Annotated in this window: 16 protein-coding genes; 4 read left to right on the top strand and 12 right to left on the bottom strand. The window is 70.5% G+C overall.

Annotated elements, in window-relative coordinates; translation table 11 throughout:
* The first annotated feature begins 196 nt into the window (after nucleotides 1-196).
* Complete coding sequence (locus KAG51_RS13070) at nucleotides 197-946, top strand: SDR family oxidoreductase (RefSeq protein WP_290584281.1); 750 nt, start codon at nucleotides 197-199, stop codon at nucleotides 944-946.
* On the opposite strand, the gene KAG51_RS13065 is transcribed toward KAG51_RS13070, so the two are convergent.
* From KAG51_RS13065 to KAG51_RS13050, 4 genes are read right to left on the bottom strand one after another with little or no spacing between them, the layout of a single operon-like run.
* Nucleotides 943-1,584: a nuclear transport factor 2 family protein gene (locus KAG51_RS13065; RefSeq protein ID WP_290584280.1), complete on the bottom strand. Its 642-nt coding sequence runs from the start codon at nucleotides 1,582-1,584 to the stop codon at nucleotides 943-945. The two genes, KAG51_RS13070 and KAG51_RS13065, sit on opposite strands and share 4 nt — an antisense overlap.
* Nucleotides 1,581-2,540 carry an SMP-30/gluconolactonase/LRE family protein gene (locus KAG51_RS13060; RefSeq protein ID WP_290584279.1) on the bottom strand — a complete coding sequence of 320 codons (960 nt, stop codon included), beginning with the start codon at nucleotides 2,538-2,540 and terminating at the stop codon, nucleotides 1,581-1,583. The genes KAG51_RS13065 and KAG51_RS13060 overlap by 4 nt, the downstream gene beginning before the upstream one ends.
* Before the next feature lie 30 nt (nucleotides 2,541-2,570).
* Nucleotides 2,571-3,314 carry an SDR family oxidoreductase gene (locus KAG51_RS13055; RefSeq protein WP_290584278.1) on the bottom strand — a complete coding sequence of 248 codons (744 nt, stop codon included), beginning with the start codon at nucleotides 3,312-3,314 and terminating at the stop codon, nucleotides 2,571-2,573.
* 52 nt (nucleotides 3,315-3,366) lie between these two features.
* Nucleotides 3,367-5,004 carry an NAD(P)/FAD-dependent oxidoreductase gene (locus tag KAG51_RS13050; protein WP_290584277.1) on the bottom strand — a complete coding sequence of 546 codons (1,638 nt, stop codon included), beginning with the start codon at nucleotides 5,002-5,004 and terminating at the stop codon, nucleotides 3,367-3,369.
* 218 nt (nucleotides 5,005-5,222) lie between these two features.
* Here KAG51_RS13050 and KAG51_RS13045 point away from each other — a divergent pair, with 218 nt between their 5' ends.
* Together KAG51_RS13045 and KAG51_RS13040 are read left to right on the top strand one after the other, a co-directional pair.
* Nucleotides 5,223-6,437: a CoA transferase gene (locus KAG51_RS13045; RefSeq protein WP_290584276.1), complete on the top strand. Its 1,215-nt coding sequence runs from the start codon at nucleotides 5,223-5,225 to the stop codon at nucleotides 6,435-6,437.
* Nucleotides 6,437-8,176, top strand: a complete 1,740-nt coding sequence (locus tag KAG51_RS13040) for an AMP-binding protein (RefSeq protein WP_290584299.1) — start codon at nucleotides 6,437-6,439, stop codon at nucleotides 8,174-8,176. The genes KAG51_RS13045 and KAG51_RS13040 overlap by 1 nt, the downstream gene beginning before the upstream one ends.
* A 20-nt stretch (nucleotides 8,177-8,196) precedes the next feature.
* On the opposite strand, the gene KAG51_RS13035 is transcribed toward KAG51_RS13040, so the two are convergent.
* Genes KAG51_RS13035 through KAG51_RS13025 form a run of 3 tightly spaced genes read right to left on the bottom strand, consistent with a single transcriptional unit; the run spans nucleotide 8,197 to nucleotide 10,571 of the window.
* Nucleotides 8,197-8,793 carry a TetR/AcrR family transcriptional regulator gene (locus tag KAG51_RS13035; RefSeq protein WP_290584275.1) on the bottom strand — a complete coding sequence of 199 codons (597 nt, stop codon included), beginning with the start codon at nucleotides 8,791-8,793 and terminating at the stop codon, nucleotides 8,197-8,199.
* A 48-nt stretch (nucleotides 8,794-8,841) separates the two neighbouring features.
* Entirely contained in the window at nucleotides 8,842-9,324 is a 483-nt protein-coding gene (locus tag KAG51_RS13030) for a VOC family protein (RefSeq protein ID WP_290584274.1), read from the bottom strand.
* A gap of 35 nt (nucleotides 9,325-9,359) precedes the next feature.
* On the bottom strand, nucleotides 9,360-10,571 hold the full coding sequence (locus KAG51_RS13025) for a thiolase family protein (RefSeq protein WP_290584273.1): 1,212 nt from the start codon (nucleotides 10,569-10,571) through the stop codon (nucleotides 9,360-9,362).
* Between the two features lie 221 nt (nucleotides 10,572-10,792).
* Here KAG51_RS13025 and KAG51_RS13020 point away from each other — a divergent pair, with 221 nt between their 5' ends.
* The gene (locus tag KAG51_RS13020; protein WP_290584272.1) at nucleotides 10,793-11,335 is read left to right on the top strand and encodes a TetR/AcrR family transcriptional regulator; all 543 of its coding nucleotides are present in this window, start codon (nucleotides 10,793-10,795) and stop codon (nucleotides 11,333-11,335) included.
* Between the two features lie 29 nt (nucleotides 11,336-11,364).
* Here the strand turns inward: KAG51_RS13020 and KAG51_RS13015 are convergent, their stop codons facing one another.
* Genes KAG51_RS13015 through KAG51_RS12995 form a run of 5 tightly spaced genes read right to left on the bottom strand, consistent with a single transcriptional unit; the run spans nucleotide 11,365 to nucleotide 15,446 of the window.
* On the bottom strand, nucleotides 11,365-12,198 hold the full coding sequence (locus KAG51_RS13015) for an enoyl-CoA hydratase-related protein (RefSeq protein ID WP_290584271.1): 834 nt from the start codon (nucleotides 12,196-12,198) through the stop codon (nucleotides 11,365-11,367).
* Entirely contained in the window at nucleotides 12,195-12,611 is a 417-nt protein-coding gene (locus tag KAG51_RS13010) for an OB-fold domain-containing protein (protein WP_290584270.1), read from the bottom strand. Before KAG51_RS13010 ends, KAG51_RS13015 begins: the two co-directional genes overlap by 4 nt.
* Nucleotides 12,608-13,834 (bottom strand): thiolase family protein, encoded by a 1,227-nt coding sequence (locus KAG51_RS13005; protein WP_290584269.1) that lies wholly within the window; start codon nucleotides 13,832-13,834, stop codon nucleotides 12,608-12,610. Before KAG51_RS13005 ends, KAG51_RS13010 begins: the two co-directional genes overlap by 4 nt.
* A complete protein-coding gene (locus tag KAG51_RS13000; protein WP_290584268.1) occupies nucleotides 13,831-14,313 on the bottom strand; it encodes a MaoC/PaaZ C-terminal domain-containing protein in 483 nt (160 codons plus the stop codon). Before KAG51_RS13000 ends, KAG51_RS13005 begins: the two co-directional genes overlap by 4 nt.
* The gene (locus KAG51_RS12995; protein WP_290584267.1) at nucleotides 14,310-15,446 is read right to left on the bottom strand and encodes an acyl-CoA dehydrogenase family protein; all 1,137 of its coding nucleotides are present in this window, start codon (nucleotides 15,444-15,446) and stop codon (nucleotides 14,310-14,312) included. Before KAG51_RS12995 ends, KAG51_RS13000 begins: the two co-directional genes overlap by 4 nt.
* Nucleotides 15,447-15,544: the final 98 nt, after the last annotated feature.

Genomic DNA, 15,544 nt, shown 5'->3' with positions numbered 1-15,544 from the left:
TGGATGACGGCCCGGGATGCGGACCCTGGCGAGCGAATATGGCACACATCACACTCGCAGTCAACGTCAACGTAGATGTAGATAACAAACGTTCATCAAGAACCCGCCACGGGCAGCGCCCAGCGTCTACATAAACGTTGACGAGCCGCGTCGGCGGTGCCATATTGACCGCACTGCCAGCCACCGAGGAGGAACCATGGGCCGACTGACCGGCAAGGTCGCGATCGTGAGCGGCGCGAGCCGCGGCATGGGCGCGTCGCACGCCCGCGCCATCGTCGCGGAGGGGGGCCAGGTCGTCCTCGGGGTGCGCGACGAGACCGATCCCCGGGTCGTGACCCTCGTCGCCGAGCTCGGCGACGACGCCCGCACCAGCGTGCTCGACGTGCGCAGCGAGGCCAACTGGCAGGGCGCGGTCGAGACCGCGCTGGCCTCGTTCGGCGCCCTGAACGTGCTCGTCAACAACGCCGGCATCGTGACGATGGGCAGCGTCGACGACTACGACCTGGAGACCTGGAACGACATGCTGGCGGTCAACCTGACCGGCGCGTTCCTGGGCATCAAGGCCTGTGTCCCCGCGATGCGCGAGCACGGGCCGGCCTCGATCATCAACATCTCGTCGGCCCAGGGCTTCGCCGGCATCTCCGAGCTGCACGGGTACACCGCGGCCAAGTACGGGCTCCGCGGCCTCACGCGCTCGGTCGCGCTGGAGCTCGCGGGATCCCGGATCCGGTGCAACTGCATCTGCCCCGGCACCGTCGCGACCGACATGAACGAGGGTCTCGACGTGACCGGGTTCAACGCGATGAACCGCAAGGGCGACACGAGCGAGGTGTCGAGCCTCGTCGTGCACCTGGCCAGCGACGAGTCGACCTTCATGACGGGCGCGGACCTCGTGGTCGACGGCGGCGAGCTGGCCGGCCACGCCCCGGCCCTGCAGTCGGTCTAGCCAGGAGGTCGGCGCGGCTCGAACGCCGTGGCCCCGTCGGCGACGCGCTGCGGGTCCACGGCGAAGGGGCGCGCGTAGGAGGGGTCGGAACGGTCCCGCGCCGACAGTGAGGCCGTCGCCATCAGCGCGGCCATGGCCGGGGGCAGCCCGTCCTTGACGGCCGTGAAGGCCGCCGGGTCGCTCAGGTCCGGCGTCTCGTCCATCGGCATCCAGTCGCGCAGGCAGACGCGATGGGCGATGGCCCAGACCCCGTCGCGGCGCTCGAACCGGTCGACGTACCGCCCGCCGCTCATCGCCAGCGGCGGGCCCGTCCGGTTCATGCCGACGAACAGGTAGTACGTCTCCGTGTGGGCGACGTCGCCGTCGATCTCGCACGTGTGGTTGAGCAGGCAGTGCTGCTGGCTCAGGTGCAGCGTCGAGTGCATCCCGATGACCCAGTCGGCGAACGCCTCCGGCCCGCCGACGAACATGCCGTGGTCGTCGATCGCGTCGTCGTGGTAGACCGACAGGAGCACCTCCCGGTCGAGGCGGTCCACGCCGCGGCTGTACCGCATCAGGCAGTCGCGGATCGCCTGCCGGTCGGCGAGCTCGCGCACCGTGACCTCCAGGTCGACGTCCCCTCCCCCGCGACCGGTCATCGTCCGTGCTCCATCGGGGCACCCGCCACCGGCGAGGACAGGACGTGGATCCGGTCGGCACCGAGTCCGCCGAGGTAGATCGTCGTCAGGTCGGGACCGCCGAAGGCGATGCTCGACAGGTTCGCCAGGCGCGAGCCCCGACTGGCCGAGATCTCCGGCCAGGTCAGGCGCCCCTCGGCGTGGGACGCGACGAGGGCGGCGGCGTCGGGATCGGCGTCCTCGAGCAGCATGGTCCAGGTCAGGTCCGGCGCGAGACGCAGGAGCCGGTTCGTGATGACGCACGCGATCCAGAGCGCCCCCTCGCTGTCGAACGCCATCCCGTCGGGAAAGGTGTCGGCCGGGTACACGACACGCTCGGGACCCGACAACGAGCCGTCCTCGGCGACGTCGTACCGCGTCGTGCGGCAGGCGAACGTCTCGTTGACGAAGAGATGACGACCGTCCGGCGAGAGCCGCACCTCGTTGGTCCAGTTCAGGCCCTCCGCCGCGACCGTGGTCCGGCCCTCGCGCACGAGCAGGACCTGCCCGGAGTCCTCCTCGGCGGTGAAGTGCTCGTGCCTCTGCCCCTGGGAGCTGACCGTGACCCACGCCCGGTCCCCGTCCGCCAGGACGAAGTTGGTCCGCGGGACGGGAGCTCCGCCGACGTCGGACGTCAAGGGCCGGGCCGGGCCGTGGCGGCCCACGCGCCAGGCGCCACCGGCTCGACCCATGTTCGCGAACAGGAAGTCGCCGTCGGCGGTCATCGCGATCCCGTTGGGCCGGAAGCCCTCGGCGACCAGGTCGACCTCGACGGCGCGCCCGAGGGTGCCGTCCGGTGCGACCTGGGCGATGCCCAGCGTCCAGTCCCCGGTGTACAGCGCCCCGTCGGGCGCGGCCAGCACGCACTCGGGTCGGTCGAGCCCCACGCCGACCTCGGTGAGGTCGTGGAGCGCGAACGGTTCGATCGTCGTCAGCATCGTGCCCTCTCGTCCGTGGATGACGTGCCGTCAGAGCGCGAGGTAGCCGCCGTCGACCGGGATCGTCGTCCCGGTCACGTAGGACGCCTCGTCGGAGGCGAGGAACACCGCGGGCCCCGCGATCTCGTGGGTCTCCCCGACCCGGCCCAGCGGCACGCGCTGCAGGAACTTCGCGTTCCCGTCGCCGGTGACGGTCATCAGACCGCTCTTCATCCGCCCCGGCGCCAGGCCGTTCGCCCGGCCGCCGGTCGGCCCGAGCGTGCGTGCGAAGTACTGGACCAGCGACCGCACCCCGGCCTTCGTCGCCCCGTAGGCGGCGCTCGAGCGGGGCGCCGTGAAGCCGGCGATCGAGGACAGGAAGATGACGCTGACCCCGGGGTGCTTCAACGCCGGCAGCAGCGCGACCGTCACGTCCCACTGCCCCGTGAGGTTGACGTGCACGATCTGGTCCCACCGCTCGGCCTGGTCGTCGTCCTCGGGCCGACTCCGCGGCGAGATGCCAGCGTTGTTGACGAGGACGTCGATCCTCGAGTGCTGCGCGACGAGCCGCTCGCCGAACGCATCGACCGCCGCACGGTCCGCGATGTCGAGGACCTCGGCCGCGGCCGACCCGCCGGCGGCCTCGATGCGCGCCACGACCTCGGCCGCCGGCTCCGCGTTGCGGTCGACCACGACGACGTGGGCGCCCTCGGCGGCCATCGCGGCCGAGATCTCGGCCCCGAGTCCGTTGCCTCCGCCGGTCACCACGGCTGTCTTGCCCGTGAGTCGCGTCATGGGGGGTGTCTCCTTCGTGAGATGGGTCGGTGCGTCGGTGGGCGTCCGTGGGTCAGGACATGACGTAGCCCTTGTAGCCGTGCTCCTTGACGTCGTCGCAGTACGCGCGGAACCGGGGGTTCCCGCCGACGAACAGCAGCACCTCACGCTTGTCGCGTCCCGGGATGTTCTGGTTGATGCCCGTGAACCAGGAGTTCGTCTGTCCCAGCAGCAGCTTCGACTGGAGCTTGCCGGCGTACAGCGTGAAGCTCTCGGCGGCCTCTCGCTCCGGCTCGATCCGGCGCACGCCGGACTCCTTGGCCGTGATCATCATGTCGCTGAGCCAGTCGATCGCGAGGGCCGAGCAGCGCGGGATGTTGCAGAACGTCGCGCCGCTCTGCGGCCCGACCAGCATGAAGAAGTTCGGGAAGCCCGGGCACTGCATGCCCATGTAGGTCGTGATGCCACCGTCCCACTCGTCCCGCAGGGAGATGCCGCCGACACCCCGGATGTCGATCTTGTTCCAGGATCCCTTGACCGCGTCGAACCCGGTCGCGTAGATGATGACGTCGAGCTCGTGCAGGCCCTCGGGCGTCTCGATGCCCTCGGGCGTCACCCGGGTGATCGACGTCGTGTGAAGGTCGACGAGGTCGACGTTGTCCTGGTTGTAGACCTCGTAGTACCCGGTCTCGAGCGGGACGCGCTTCATGCCGAAGCCGTGGTCCTTCGGGATCAGGGCCTCGGCGACGGCCGGGTCGGTGACGCGCTCGCGAATCTTGCGGGCCACGAAGTCCGACACGTAGCGGTTCGCGGCCGGGTCCGAGAGCACGTCCTGGTACGCGCCGAGCCACAGCGAGAAGCCGGGGCCCTGGTACAGCTCCTCGAGCGTCGCGTCACGCTCGTCCTGCGGGACGTCGAAGAGGTCCTTCTGGATGAACTCGTGCGGGAAGCCGGCCAGCGACGCATCGCACTTGGCCGTGAACTCTTCGTAGTTGGCCTTGATGTAGTCCATCCGCTCCGGCGCCATCGGACCGTTGCCCAGGGGCGTGCACCAGTTCGGGTCACGCAGGAACACCGTCAGGTGGCCGGCGACCTTGGCCATCTCCTGGATCGTCTGCACCCCGGTCGAGCCGACGCCGATCACCCCGACCCGCTTGCCCGTGAAGTCGAGCGGGGCCGGGCCGAAGCCGTCGGGGTCCCGCGGCCAGTTCGCGGTGTGGAAGCTCTCGCCCGCGAACGTGTTGATGCCCGGGAGGTTGGGCATCTGGGGCGTCGACAGCGGACCCAGCGCCGAGAACACGAACCGCGCCGTGACTGGCGCCCGGTACGGCTGCTGGAACTCGATCGTGTAGAGGTCGTTCTCCTCGTCGAAGGCGGCGGAGGCGACCTTGGCGTCGAACAGGAAGTCCTTGCGGATGTCCATGATCTCGGCGGCCCGGTGGATGTAGCGCAGGACCTCGGGCTGCGCGGCGAACCGCTCCGACCAGCTCCACTCCTGCATCAGCTCGTCGTTCCAGAAGTAGCCGTAGACCTCGCTCTCGGAGTCGATCCGGCACCCCGGGTAACGGTTGTGGTGCCAGACACCGCCGATGTCGTCGGACGCCTCGACCCCCAGGACCCGGTACCCCATCTCACGAAGGCGGTACGCCTGGTACAGGCCGCTCAGGCCCGCGCCGATGACGACGGCGTCGAAGTCGGGGTCTCGGGTCATCACGGACTTCCTCTGCTGGTCGGGCGCCCTGCTGTCGGAACGCTTCCGTACGAACGCTTGTTTGGTCACTCTGACATGCGTCGCATTTCCCGTCAACCATCACGTCGACAGCCGCCCTTCGTGACACGCTCGGTCCCATCGAGCGTGCCGTGACCTTGACCACGTCGGTCGGCTCGGGGTAGAAACAAACAAGTGATTGTTCGTGCGAAGATCAAGGGGTGGGTGAGGTGCAGTTCCACGAGACGTACGCCGGTGTCCGCGTCCTCGACCTGAGCGAGAACATCGCCGGTCCTCTCGCCTGCCTGGTCCTGGCCGACCTGGGTGCCGACGTCGTGAAGATCGAGCGCCCTCCGCACGGCGACGCGACGCGCTCGCTCCCGCCGTACTGGAACGGTGAGGCGACGGTGTTCCAGACCGTGAACCGCAACAAGCGCAGTGCCGCGCTCGACCTGAAGTCGCCGGCCGGCCGGGAGGCGGTCCTCCGGCTGGCCGCCGACGCCGACGTCGTGGTCGAGTCGTTCCGTCCGGGGGTGGCCGACCGGCTCGGCCTCGGCTACGACGACCTGGTGCGCGCGAGCCCCCGGCTGGTCCACGTGTCGGTCAACGCCTTCGGCACCGGACCCCTCGGTCACGACCGCCCCGGCTACGACGCCCTGATCCAGGCCTTCACCGGGATCATGGAGATGACGGGCGAGGCTGACGGTGGCCCCGTCCGCGCCGCGCCGTCGGTCATCGACGTGTCGACCGGCCTGTGGGTGGCCCTGGCGATCCAGGCCGCGCTGGTGCGCCGCGCCGCGACCGACGAGCCGCAACGCCTCGAGGGGAGCCTCGTCGACACCGGGCTGTTCCTGATGGGGCACCAGGTCATGGGGTATCTCGCGACGGGCACGTTCCCACCCCGGCTCGGCTCGGCAGCGCCGAGCGCGGCGCCGTACCAGGTCTTCAGCACGACCGACCGGCCGATCATGATCGCGACCTCGACGGACCGGATGTTCGTCGCCCTCTGCCGTGCGCTCGGCCTGGACGACCTCGCCACCGACCCCGACTTCTCCACGATGGACCGGCGTCTGGCCCGCCGCTTCGAGCTCGCGGAGCGACTCCAGGTCGTGCTGGCGACGCGCGGCTCGGCCGACTGGCTCGAGGCACTGGCCGCGGCCGGGGTCCCTGCCGGTCCGGTCCACGACCTCGGGGAGGCACTCGCCCACCCGCTCACGGCCGAGCGTGGACTCATCGCGCCCGTGGACGGGGGCAGCACGCCGGACCTGCTGCAGATCCACCTCCCCATGGACCGGGAGCGCTCGGCGCCGCGGCGCCCGGCACCCCGTCTCGGCGAGCACACGGCCGAGGTGCTCGGCGAGGTCGGGCTCCGCCTCGACGACCTCACCGGCAGCGGCGAGGCCACGACGACCAGCACGAGAGGAAACCCGACGTGATGACGCAGGACGCCCTGGTGGCCCAGGCCGAGCAGCGACGGTCCGAGCTCGAAGCCCGATGGGGACACTGGACCCCCCGCTCGACCGCGCAGCTCCTCGACCACCTCGCGCAGGTCCACCCCGACCGGCCGATGATCGTGACGGACGACCACACCTACTCCTACGCCGAGGTCGCCACGCTCTCGACGCGGCTGGCCGCCGGGCTCCACGAGCTCGGGGTCGGCTCCGGCGACCACGTCGCGGTCGTCATGGCGAACTTCCCTGAGGCGGTCGCGCTCAAGTTCGCCGTGGCCCGGCTCGGCTCCGTCTCGGTGAGCATCAACTTCATGCTGCGCCACGAGGAGCTCGGCTACGTGCTCGGGCAGTCCCGGGCGTCGGTCCTCGTGACGATGGACGCGTTCCGCGGCCTCGACTACGGCGCCGAGCTGGACCGGTTGATCCCGCAGTGGGAGGACGTCGCCGGGGGCGAGGTCCTCCCCCACCTGCGCGAGGTCGTCGTCTTCGGCACCACGTCGACGCCGGTCGGACGGGGGCGCACGTGGGCGGACCTCCTCGACCTGGGCGCCGGCGTGAGCGACGAGACGGTCGCCGCCCTGTCCGACGCGGTCGACCCCGACAGCCCCTCGGACCTGCTGTACACCTCGGGCACGACCGGCAAGGCTAAGGGCGTGGTCCTGCGCCACGACGGCATCCTGCGCACCGCGTACTCCAGCGCCTACACCCGCGGTCTCGGAGACGGGTACCGCATCATCTACGCGATGCCGCTCTACCACGTGTTCGGCTACGTCGAGGCGACCATCGCCACGATGTTCGTCGGCGGAGCGACCGTGCCCCACACGGCCTTCGACGCCGACGCGATGCTCCGCGCGGTCGCCCGGCACGAGGTCGACGAGATCATGTGCGTCCCGGCCATGACCAGCGTGCTGCTCGCCGAGGCAGCAGCGCGCCCGTACGACCTGTCGTGCCTGTCCACCGTCTTCTCCTCCGGCGCGGTCCATGCCCCCGGCATGTTCGACCGCATCCAGGAGACCTTCGGGGTCGACCGCGTCTTCACCGCCTACGGCCAGACCGAGACCACCGCCTCCACGATGTGCACCCGCCCGGGCGACCCGGTCGAGCAGCTCGCCCACGTCAACGGGACGGTCAAGCCCGGTGGCCTGGCGGGCGACCCGGAGCTCGGCGGAGCCCTGGCCGTCTACAAGGTCGTGGACCCCGTGACCGGGGCGGACCTGCCGACCGGCGAGGTCGGCGAGCTCTACGTCCGCGGGCCCATCATCACCCGCAGCTACTACGACAAGCCCGAGGAGACTGCCGCCCTCTTCACCGACGACGGGTGGATGCGCACGGGCGACCTCGGACGCCTGGCCGACGACGGCTACCTGACCCTGACCGGGCGCCAGAAGGAGTCCTACCGCTTCGGCGGCGAGCTCGTGATCCCGAGCGACGTCGAGGAGGTGCTGATCGACCACCCCGGCGTCCTCGAGGCCCACGTCGTCGGCGTGCCCCACGAGCGCTGGGGCGACGTGGGGTGCGCCTGGGTCGTGGCCGACCCCGCCGCGCGCCCCGACCCGGACGAGCTGATCGAGTACTGCGCCTCACGGCTCGCGAAGTTCAAGGTGCCGGCGATGGTCTTCTTCACCGAGGCCGCCGACCTCCCCCGGACCGTCACCGGCCGCGTGCAGAAGTTCCACCTCGTCGAGCGAGCGGTTCGACAGGCCGCCGCGACCCGGGAGGGATGAGTCTCGTCCGACCCGTCGGCTCAGCGGCCGAGGACGCCCTTCATCAAGGCGTCCGACAGTCGGTCGCTGAGTTCCTCGACCGGGATCGGTCCGTCGGACGACAGCCACTCCGGCGTCCAGTTGAGCGATCCGAGGATGCTGAGGACCGTGACGCGGACGTCGATGTCGGCGGCAAAGCTCCCGTCGGCGACACCCTCCTCGAGCAGCCGGGTGAACAAGGCCTCGTACGCCGCTCGCCGCTTGCGCACGCGGCGCTGGTTCTCCGCGCCGAGGTACCGCCACTGGTGGAAGACGATCTGCGTCCGCCGGGGCTGCTTCGCCACGATCCGGACGTGCGCCAGGATCATGGCCCGCAACCGCTCGCTGGCACTGCCCGCGCCCTCGAAGGCGACCGTGACCTCCTCGACGAACTCCTCGATCCCGTGCTCGATGATCTCGAGCAGGAGGTTCTCCTTGCCGTCGATGTGCGCGTAGAGGCTCCCGGCGAGGATGCCGACCTCGCTCGCGATGTCGCGCATCGACGTGCCGGGGTAGCTGTTCCTCCCGAAGAGCTCCGTCGCCACGCGGACGATCGTGTCGCGCGGCGTGCGGTCGGACGCCGTTGCGGTCCTCGCCATCGTTCACCCATTCCTGCTCACTGTAGTTGTCAACACGACTCGGATCCGTCAGCGCAGACAGGCGACCTTGTCGACCCAGGCCACCCGCCCGGCCAGGACGTCGTCGAGCGTGTACTCGTCGACGCGCGCTCCGAAGTCGTCGCTGGCGCTCGCCACCTGCACGAGCGCCCCGAAGGTGTCGCGGGGCGACAGGAAGGTCTCCGACCACCGCGGTGAGGCGAGGTCGGTGCCGACCGTCGTGAGCCCGGCGGCCGCGAGGTCCGACACCGTGCGCGCCACGTCGTCGACCATCAGGGTCACGTGGTGGAAGCCCTCGCCGCGGCGGTCGAGGTCGCGTGCCAGACGGCTGTCGTCGCTGATCGGCTGCATCAGCTCGACACGGAAGTCCGCGAGGGCGAGCTTGAGGATCCGCACCCCGGTCGCGTCGTTGTCGCCGCCGTACATCAACGTCGCGCCGAGGACGTCGACGAACAGGTGCGCCGCTGCGGCCAGGTCGCGCACGGCGATCGCGACGTGGTCGACCGACGTCACGGACCCGGCGACACGCCCTGCCCCGTCCGTCGCCCTCACCCCTCGAGCGCGAGGATCGTGACCGCGGCCACGGCCTCGTCGAGGTCGTCGAGGATGCCCCCGCTGTTCTGGGCGACGCCGACCCGGGCGCCCTCGACCTGCCGGGCCCCGCCGCGACCCCGGAGCTGGTCGGCGATCTCGACCAGCTGGGCGCAGCCGGTCGCGCCGAGCGGGTGACCCCGGCCCAGGAGACCGCCACCCACGTTGACCGGCAGGGCTCCGCCGAGGCGGGTCGCTCCCGAGCGCAGGAGGTCGCCGGCCCCGCCGACCTCGCAGAGGCCGAGCTCCTCGTAGAGCCAGAGCTCGGCCGGCGCACACGCGTCATGGACCTCCGCGACGTCGAGGTCGTCGACCGAGACCTGTGCCTGGCTCAACGCCTTCTGCATCGCCCGGGCGACAGGTCGCGCCGCGCGCTCGTCGGCGCCGTTGGAGGTCAGCGCCCACCCGGCGACCCGCACGTCGGGCTTCCCCCGTCGGCGGACGAGGTCGGTGGAGGCCACGACGACCGCTGCGGCACCGTCCCCGATCGGGGAGCACATCAGGAGCTGGAGCGGGTCGGAGATCATGCGGCTCGCGAGGACCTCGTCGAGCTCGACCGTCGTCCGGAACTGCGCGCGTGGGTTGAGCGAGCCGTGGAAACGGTTCTTGACCGACACCATGGCCAGGTCCCGGGCCGTGACGTCCGACCGCTCCATGAACGACCGCGCCTTGGCGGCGTAGAGGTCCATGAGCGGCGAGTGCGACGTGCCGTCCTGCTCCGGCGGCGCGCCGGTGGCGCCGACAGCCGAGGCCAGGGCCACGTGCTCGGTGAGGTCGACCGCCGTGGCGAGCGCGTCGAAGCTGCGCCGTTTCGTCGGATGCGTCAGGCGCTCGGCGCCCAGCACCAGGACGACCTCGGCCGCCCCGGAGCTCACGGCCATGCACGCGACGTGGAAGGCCGACGACGACGACGCGCACGCGTTCTCGACGTTGATCATCGGCACCCCGGCCAGGCCCGCGTGCCGCAACACGACCTCGGACCGGATCATCTCCTGGCCGTGGAGGTAGCCCTCCGTCGCGTTGCCGAACACGACCATGTCGAGGTCGGACGCGGTGATACCCGCGTCGAGGAGCGCCAGGTCCGTCGCCTCGGTCGACAGTGACCGCAGGTCGTCGTCGGGACGCCGACCGAACGAGGTGACACCGGTACCGAGGATCGAGACGCTCATGAGCGAGACTCTCGGCAGACGATCAAGTGCGACATGATGGCCTTTCGGGAAACAAACGTGTGTTTGCATCCTAGTCGCGGAGACCCCTCGAGCGCCACAACCCCGGCACCGGATGGCACGATCTCCCAGACACGGACGAAGGAGGACACATGGCGGGTAGGACCCCGGGATCGCGGGCGGCTCGGCCGACGACGCCCGTTACCCCCCAGCGCATCCAGGAGGTGGCGATCCGACTCTTCAGCGAGCGTGGGTACCCGGTCATCGGCATGCGCGACCTGAGCGAGGCGGTGGGCATCCTGCCCGGCAGCCTCTACGCGCACATCGAGAGCAAGGAGAAGCTCCTGCTCGACATCGTGACGAGCGGGGTGCAGAACTTCACCGACGTCATCGCCCCGATCGTCGACGGCGAGGGGACCGCGGACGTGCGGCTGCGCGAGGCGATCAAGGCCCACATGCGCGTGCTGGCCGTGACCCTCGACCAGACGCGCGTGACGTTCCACCAGTGGCACTACCTCACGGGCGACAACCTGGCACGGATGATCGAGGTCCGCCGCGACTACGAGGTCCTGTTCAGCCGCCTGATCTCCGAGGGCATGACCGACGGCACCCTCCTCGGCACGACCCGTCCGAAGGTCTCGACGCTGTCGATCATCGGCGTGCTGGGCTCGGCGACCGAGTGGTTCTCGCCGACCGGGTCCGCCTCGGCCGACGAGATCGCCGACGCCATGGCCGACGTCGTGACGCTCGGGCTGTCGACCCGCTGACCTGACCGACGACCCGCGGACCCACCGGGTCACGTCTCGGGCGACACGTCCCGGTTGAAGCGGGGCGGACGCTTCTCGACGTACGCGTCGACGGCCTCGTGCAGGTCGTCGGTGTGGTACAGCGCGGCGACGGTCCAGAAGCTCGCCGCCATCGAGGCCGTCAGGTCGAGCTGCCACGACGCCCGCAACGCCTGCTTGGTCGCCTCGAGCGCACGCCACGGCTTGGCCGCGATCCGACCGGCCGTCTCGATCGCCGTCGGCAGCAGGTCGTCGTGCGGCACGACCCGACCGACCAGACCGATCTCGAGCGCCCGCTCCGCCGTGACGACGTCACCGGTCAGCGCGAGCTCCGCGGCCATGCCCGACCCCACCAGACGCGGCAGGAACCAGGTCCCGCCATTGCCGGGGGCGAGCCCCATGTTGACGTAGGTCTCCCCCAGCTTCGCGCGGTCCGACGCGATCCTCAGGTCGCACGCCAGCGCGAAGTCCAGGCCGCCGGCCGTGGCCCCACCGTTGACCGCGGCCACGAAGACCAGGCGCGACGTCGTGATCCGCTGCGTGACGGGAAAGAGCACGCGCGCGTTGTACGGCTCCTGCTCGACCGACAGCCGCTCCCGCAGGAAGCGTTGCATCTCGACCATGTCGGCCCCCGCGGAGAACTGCCGCCCGGCACCCGTCAGGACCACGACCCGCACCGAACGGTCGGGCTCGAGCTCGTCGAGGACCGCCATGAGGTCCCGCGCGAGCTCGGGCACGACGCTGTTGCCCTGGGCGGGGCGGTTGAGCGTGAGCAGCACGACGCCGTCCGCGACCCGCTCGTGGAAGCAGGTCTCGAGCTCGGTGCGGGCCGTCGGGTCCGTCATGACGACACGGTGGCGAACCACGCCGCCGGGTGCTCGGCGATCTCGTCAGCATCGGCGGGCCTGAACACGACCCGGCCGTCGCACGCGTAGTGGTCCCACGTGCCGTCCTCGCCCGGCCAGAGACGGCCGAGCATCTGGGGTCCGGAGTCGAGCTTGACGATCCCGACCGCGTAGGGCCCGTCGGCGCCGAACTCGGTCGGGGCCCCGATGCGCTGGATCGTGAAGCTGTGGAGCGTGCCCTCGCCCGTGTCGTCGACCCACCCGAGGTTGGACGAGAAGCACTCCGTGCAGCGGTACCGGGGGTACATGATCCGGTGGTCGCAGTCGCCGCACTGCTGGACGCTCAACCGGCCGTCGGCCAGGCTCGCGTAGTAGTCGACGGTCAGGTCGTGCATGATCGGCTCGCTGGTCATCGGGTCACCCTCTCGAGAAGCATCACTTGGCTGTCCATGTACGTGCCGCCGGTGCCGCCGATGACCGCACGCGCGGCCCCGTCGACCTGGCGCGCGCCCTCGGCGCGGCCCAGGAGCTGGCGGACCCCCTCGGCCAGCAGCGCCGTGCCACCTCCGACCCCGGTGTGACCGGCCGAGAGCAGACCGCCGTTGGTGTTCGTCGGCAGCTCACCGCCCGGCGAGAACCGGCCCGCCGCGAACTGCCTCGCGGCCTCGCCGAACGGGGCCAGGCCGAGGCCCTCGAGACCCTGCGCCACGACCGCGGCGTACGAGTCGTAGACCTGCGCGACGTCGACCTCCTCCGGCCCCCACCCGGCCTGCTCGTACGCCTCGACGCCCGCGCGCGGCCAGTTCATCACCGCGAGGTCGGCCTCCTGGCCCAGGCTGTAGTGCGACACGGTGCCGCCGGAACCGGCGATGCGCACCCACGCGTCCTTGCTGCGGCGGGCCTGCGTCGCGCTCGTCATGACCAGCGCGACGGCGCCGTCGGCCAGCATGGGGCACTCCATCGCGTGGACGGGGTCGGCGACCATCTTGGACGCGAGCACCCGCTCGACCGTGAGCTCCTTGTCCTTGAACATCGCGTTCGGGTTGAGGCGCGCCCAGTCCCGCAGCGCGACGCAGATCGACGCCATCTCCTCGGGGGTCGAGCCGCTGGCGTGCATGTAGCGACGCGTGATGAGCCCACCGACCGCGTTGAAGGTGACACCGGCCGGGACCTCCCACTCGCGCGGGATGCCGAAGCCACTGAGCATGTCGACCATGTCGGTGACCGGCGCCGAGCCCCAGCGGTCCGCCTGGGCGATCAGCACGTTGTGGGCCTGGCCCGACGCGATGAGACCGGCCGCGACCCGGGTCGCGCTGTCGCTCGTGGACCCGCCGGAGTGGATCATCATGCTGCTCTTGGCCCGGCCGTTGAGCCCGAGCTCCTCGACGAGGCGCGAGAAGATCAGGTCGGCCTGGTCGCGGCCGCCGTGCAGGCACGGGATCAGCAGGATCGTGTCGATGTCACGGGGGCGGAGCCCGGCGTCGATGATGGCGCGTGCGGAGACCTCGACGAGCGCACCCATGAAGGTGCGGTCGGCGAAGCGCCCCGACGGGAGCTCCCCGATGCCGATGAAGGCCGCGTCCGCGGCCGAGCCGGCCTCGGGGAAGGGGAGCGCGTGCTCGAGGGTGGCGGTCATGACTGGTCCTCCAGAGGGGATCGGCGGCGAGCGAGCATGATCCAGTGGAAGGTCATGACCGTCTCGTCCCGCTGGTTGAGCACGACGTAGTCGACGTGCAGGGTTCCGTTCTTGGGGCTCTTGGCCTCGGCGAGCTCGGCGACCGTCGCGCGCACGCGGATCGTGTCGCCCGGCCGGACCGGCGCCGTCGCCCGCATCGACTGGCACTCCAGGAGCGCGAGGATCGCGTTGCCGTACCAGCCCGACAGGGCGACCTGGCCGACGGCGAAGGAGAAGGTCAGCGGGCCGTGCGCGATGCGGCCGCCGAAGGGCGTGGACCGCGCGTACTCCTCGTTGACGTGCAGCGGGTAGCTGTCGCCCGTCAGCCCCGCGAACTGCAGGATGTCGGAGAGCTCGACCGTGCGGCCGGCGGTCTCGATCGTCTCCCCCGGCGCGAAGTCCTCGAAGGCGCGGTCGCCGACCGTCTCCTGCCAGGTCACAGGCCCATCTCCCGGGCGATGATCGTGCGCTGGATCTCGTTGGCGCCGCCGCCGACCATGCCGTGCTTGGCCTCGCGGAAGTACCGCTCCATGTCGTACTCGGGGAGCTGCGAGTAGCCACCCAGGGCCTGCATCCCGTTGAAGGCGATCTTGTAGGCGACGTCGGCGGCGAAGACCTTCGCCATCGAGACCTCCTGGACGGCCCGCTCGCCGCGCGCCATCTTGGTGGCCGCCTGGAACACCAGGAGGCGGGCGGCCTGCAGCTCGGTCTCGTTCTCGGCCATCCGGTGCTTGAGCACCTGGAACGACGACAACGACCGGCCGAACTGGGTGCGCTGCTTGGTGTAGGCGATCGTGTCGTCGAGCGCGGTCCGCGCGTTGCCGACGTAGGAGGCGGCCAGGCCGAGACGCTCGTACTCGAGGTGCCCGTTGATGAACTCCCAGCCCTGGCCGGGCTCGCCCAGGATGTTGTCGCGAGGAACCCGGACGTCGGTCAGGAAGTACTCGGTCGTCCCGAGACTGCGCCGCACGATGGTCGGCATCTTCCGGATGTCGAGGCCCGGGGTGTCGTTGGGCACCAGGATCAGGCTCATCCCGCGGTGCCGGTCCTCGCTCGTGCGGGCGAGGACCGTGATCACGGCGCCCGGCAGGTGGGCGCCCGAGCACCAGATCTTGTTGCCGTTCAGGACCCACTCGTCACCGTCGAGCACGGCCTTGGTCTTGACCGCTGCGGCGTCCGACCCGGCCTCCGGCTCGCTGATCGACACGCTGAACTTGCGCTGGCCGGCCAGGTACGCCGGCAGGTGCTCGTCCTTCTGCGCCTGGGTGCCGTGGCGCACGATGTTGGTCGCGGTGAACATCGACGTCATGACGCACGCAGCCGTGTCGAGGCTGTACTTGGCCATCGCCTCGCAGAAGATCGCGTAGTACACGGGGTCGGCGGCCAGACCGCCCAGCTCCTCGGGGACGAGGAGTCCGAGCCAGCCCTGGTCGGCGATCTTCTGGTACGCCTCGTCCGGGAACTCGCGGCTCTCGTCGTGCTCGCGGGTGTACTCGCGACCGACCTCCTTCTCCATGAAGGAGTGCAGGGTGTCCTTCCACGCCTGCTGCTCGTAGGTGTGACGAAAGTCCATCCGGCCCACATCCTCTACTAACGATCGTTTGTTTCCGCACTATAGTGTGAACATCGGCTCCTGGCCAGACCCCAGGTCGGCAGCCCGACGCGGGAGCG

The sequence above is a fragment of the Aeromicrobium sp. genome (assembly GCF_023146395.1).
GTDB lineage: Bacteria > Actinomycetota > Actinomycetes > Propionibacteriales > Nocardioidaceae > Aeromicrobium.
Note: the sequence above shows the minus strand (reverse complement) of the source record. Positions and strands in the feature narration are given on the sequence as shown.

Excerpts from the sequence above, each read along its gene's own strand:
- KAG51_RS13070 (WP_290584281.1), top strand. The coding sequence starts at position 197 with ATGGGCCGACTGACCGGCAAGGTCGCGATCGTGAGCGGCGCGAGCCGC.
- KAG51_RS13065 (WP_290584280.1), bottom strand. The coding sequence starts at position 1,584 with ATGACCGGTCGCGGGGGAGGGGACGTCGACCTGGAGGTCACGGTGCGC.
- KAG51_RS13060 (WP_290584279.1), bottom strand. The coding sequence starts at position 2,540 with ATGCTGACGACGATCGAACCGTTCGCGCTCCACGACCTCACCGAGGTC.
- KAG51_RS13055 (WP_290584278.1), bottom strand. The coding sequence starts at position 3,314 with ATGACGCGACTCACGGGCAAGACAGCCGTGGTGACCGGCGGAGGCAAC.
- KAG51_RS13050 (WP_290584277.1), bottom strand. The coding sequence starts at position 5,004 with ATGACCCGAGACCCCGACTTCGACGCCGTCGTCATCGGCGCGGGCCTG.
- KAG51_RS13040 (WP_290584299.1), top strand. The coding sequence starts at position 6,437 with ATGACGCAGGACGCCCTGGTGGCCCAGGCCGAGCAGCGACGGTCCGAG.
- KAG51_RS13035 (WP_290584275.1), bottom strand. The coding sequence starts at position 8,793 with ATGGCGAGGACCGCAACGGCGTCCGACCGCACGCCGCGCGACACGATC.
- KAG51_RS13025 (WP_290584273.1), bottom strand. The coding sequence starts at position 10,571 with ATGAGCGTCTCGATCCTCGGTACCGGTGTCACCTCGTTCGGTCGGCGT.
- KAG51_RS13015 (WP_290584271.1), bottom strand. The coding sequence starts at position 12,198 with ATGACGGACCCGACGGCCCGCACCGAGCTCGAGACCTGCTTCCACGAG.
- KAG51_RS13010 (WP_290584270.1), bottom strand. The coding sequence starts at position 12,611 with ATGACCAGCGAGCCGATCATGCACGACCTGACCGTCGACTACTACGCG.
- KAG51_RS13005 (WP_290584269.1), bottom strand. The coding sequence starts at position 13,834 with ATGACCGCCACCCTCGAGCACGCGCTCCCCTTCCCCGAGGCCGGCTCG.
- KAG51_RS12995 (WP_290584267.1), bottom strand. The coding sequence starts at position 15,446 with ATGGACTTTCGTCACACCTACGAGCAGCAGGCGTGGAAGGACACCCTG.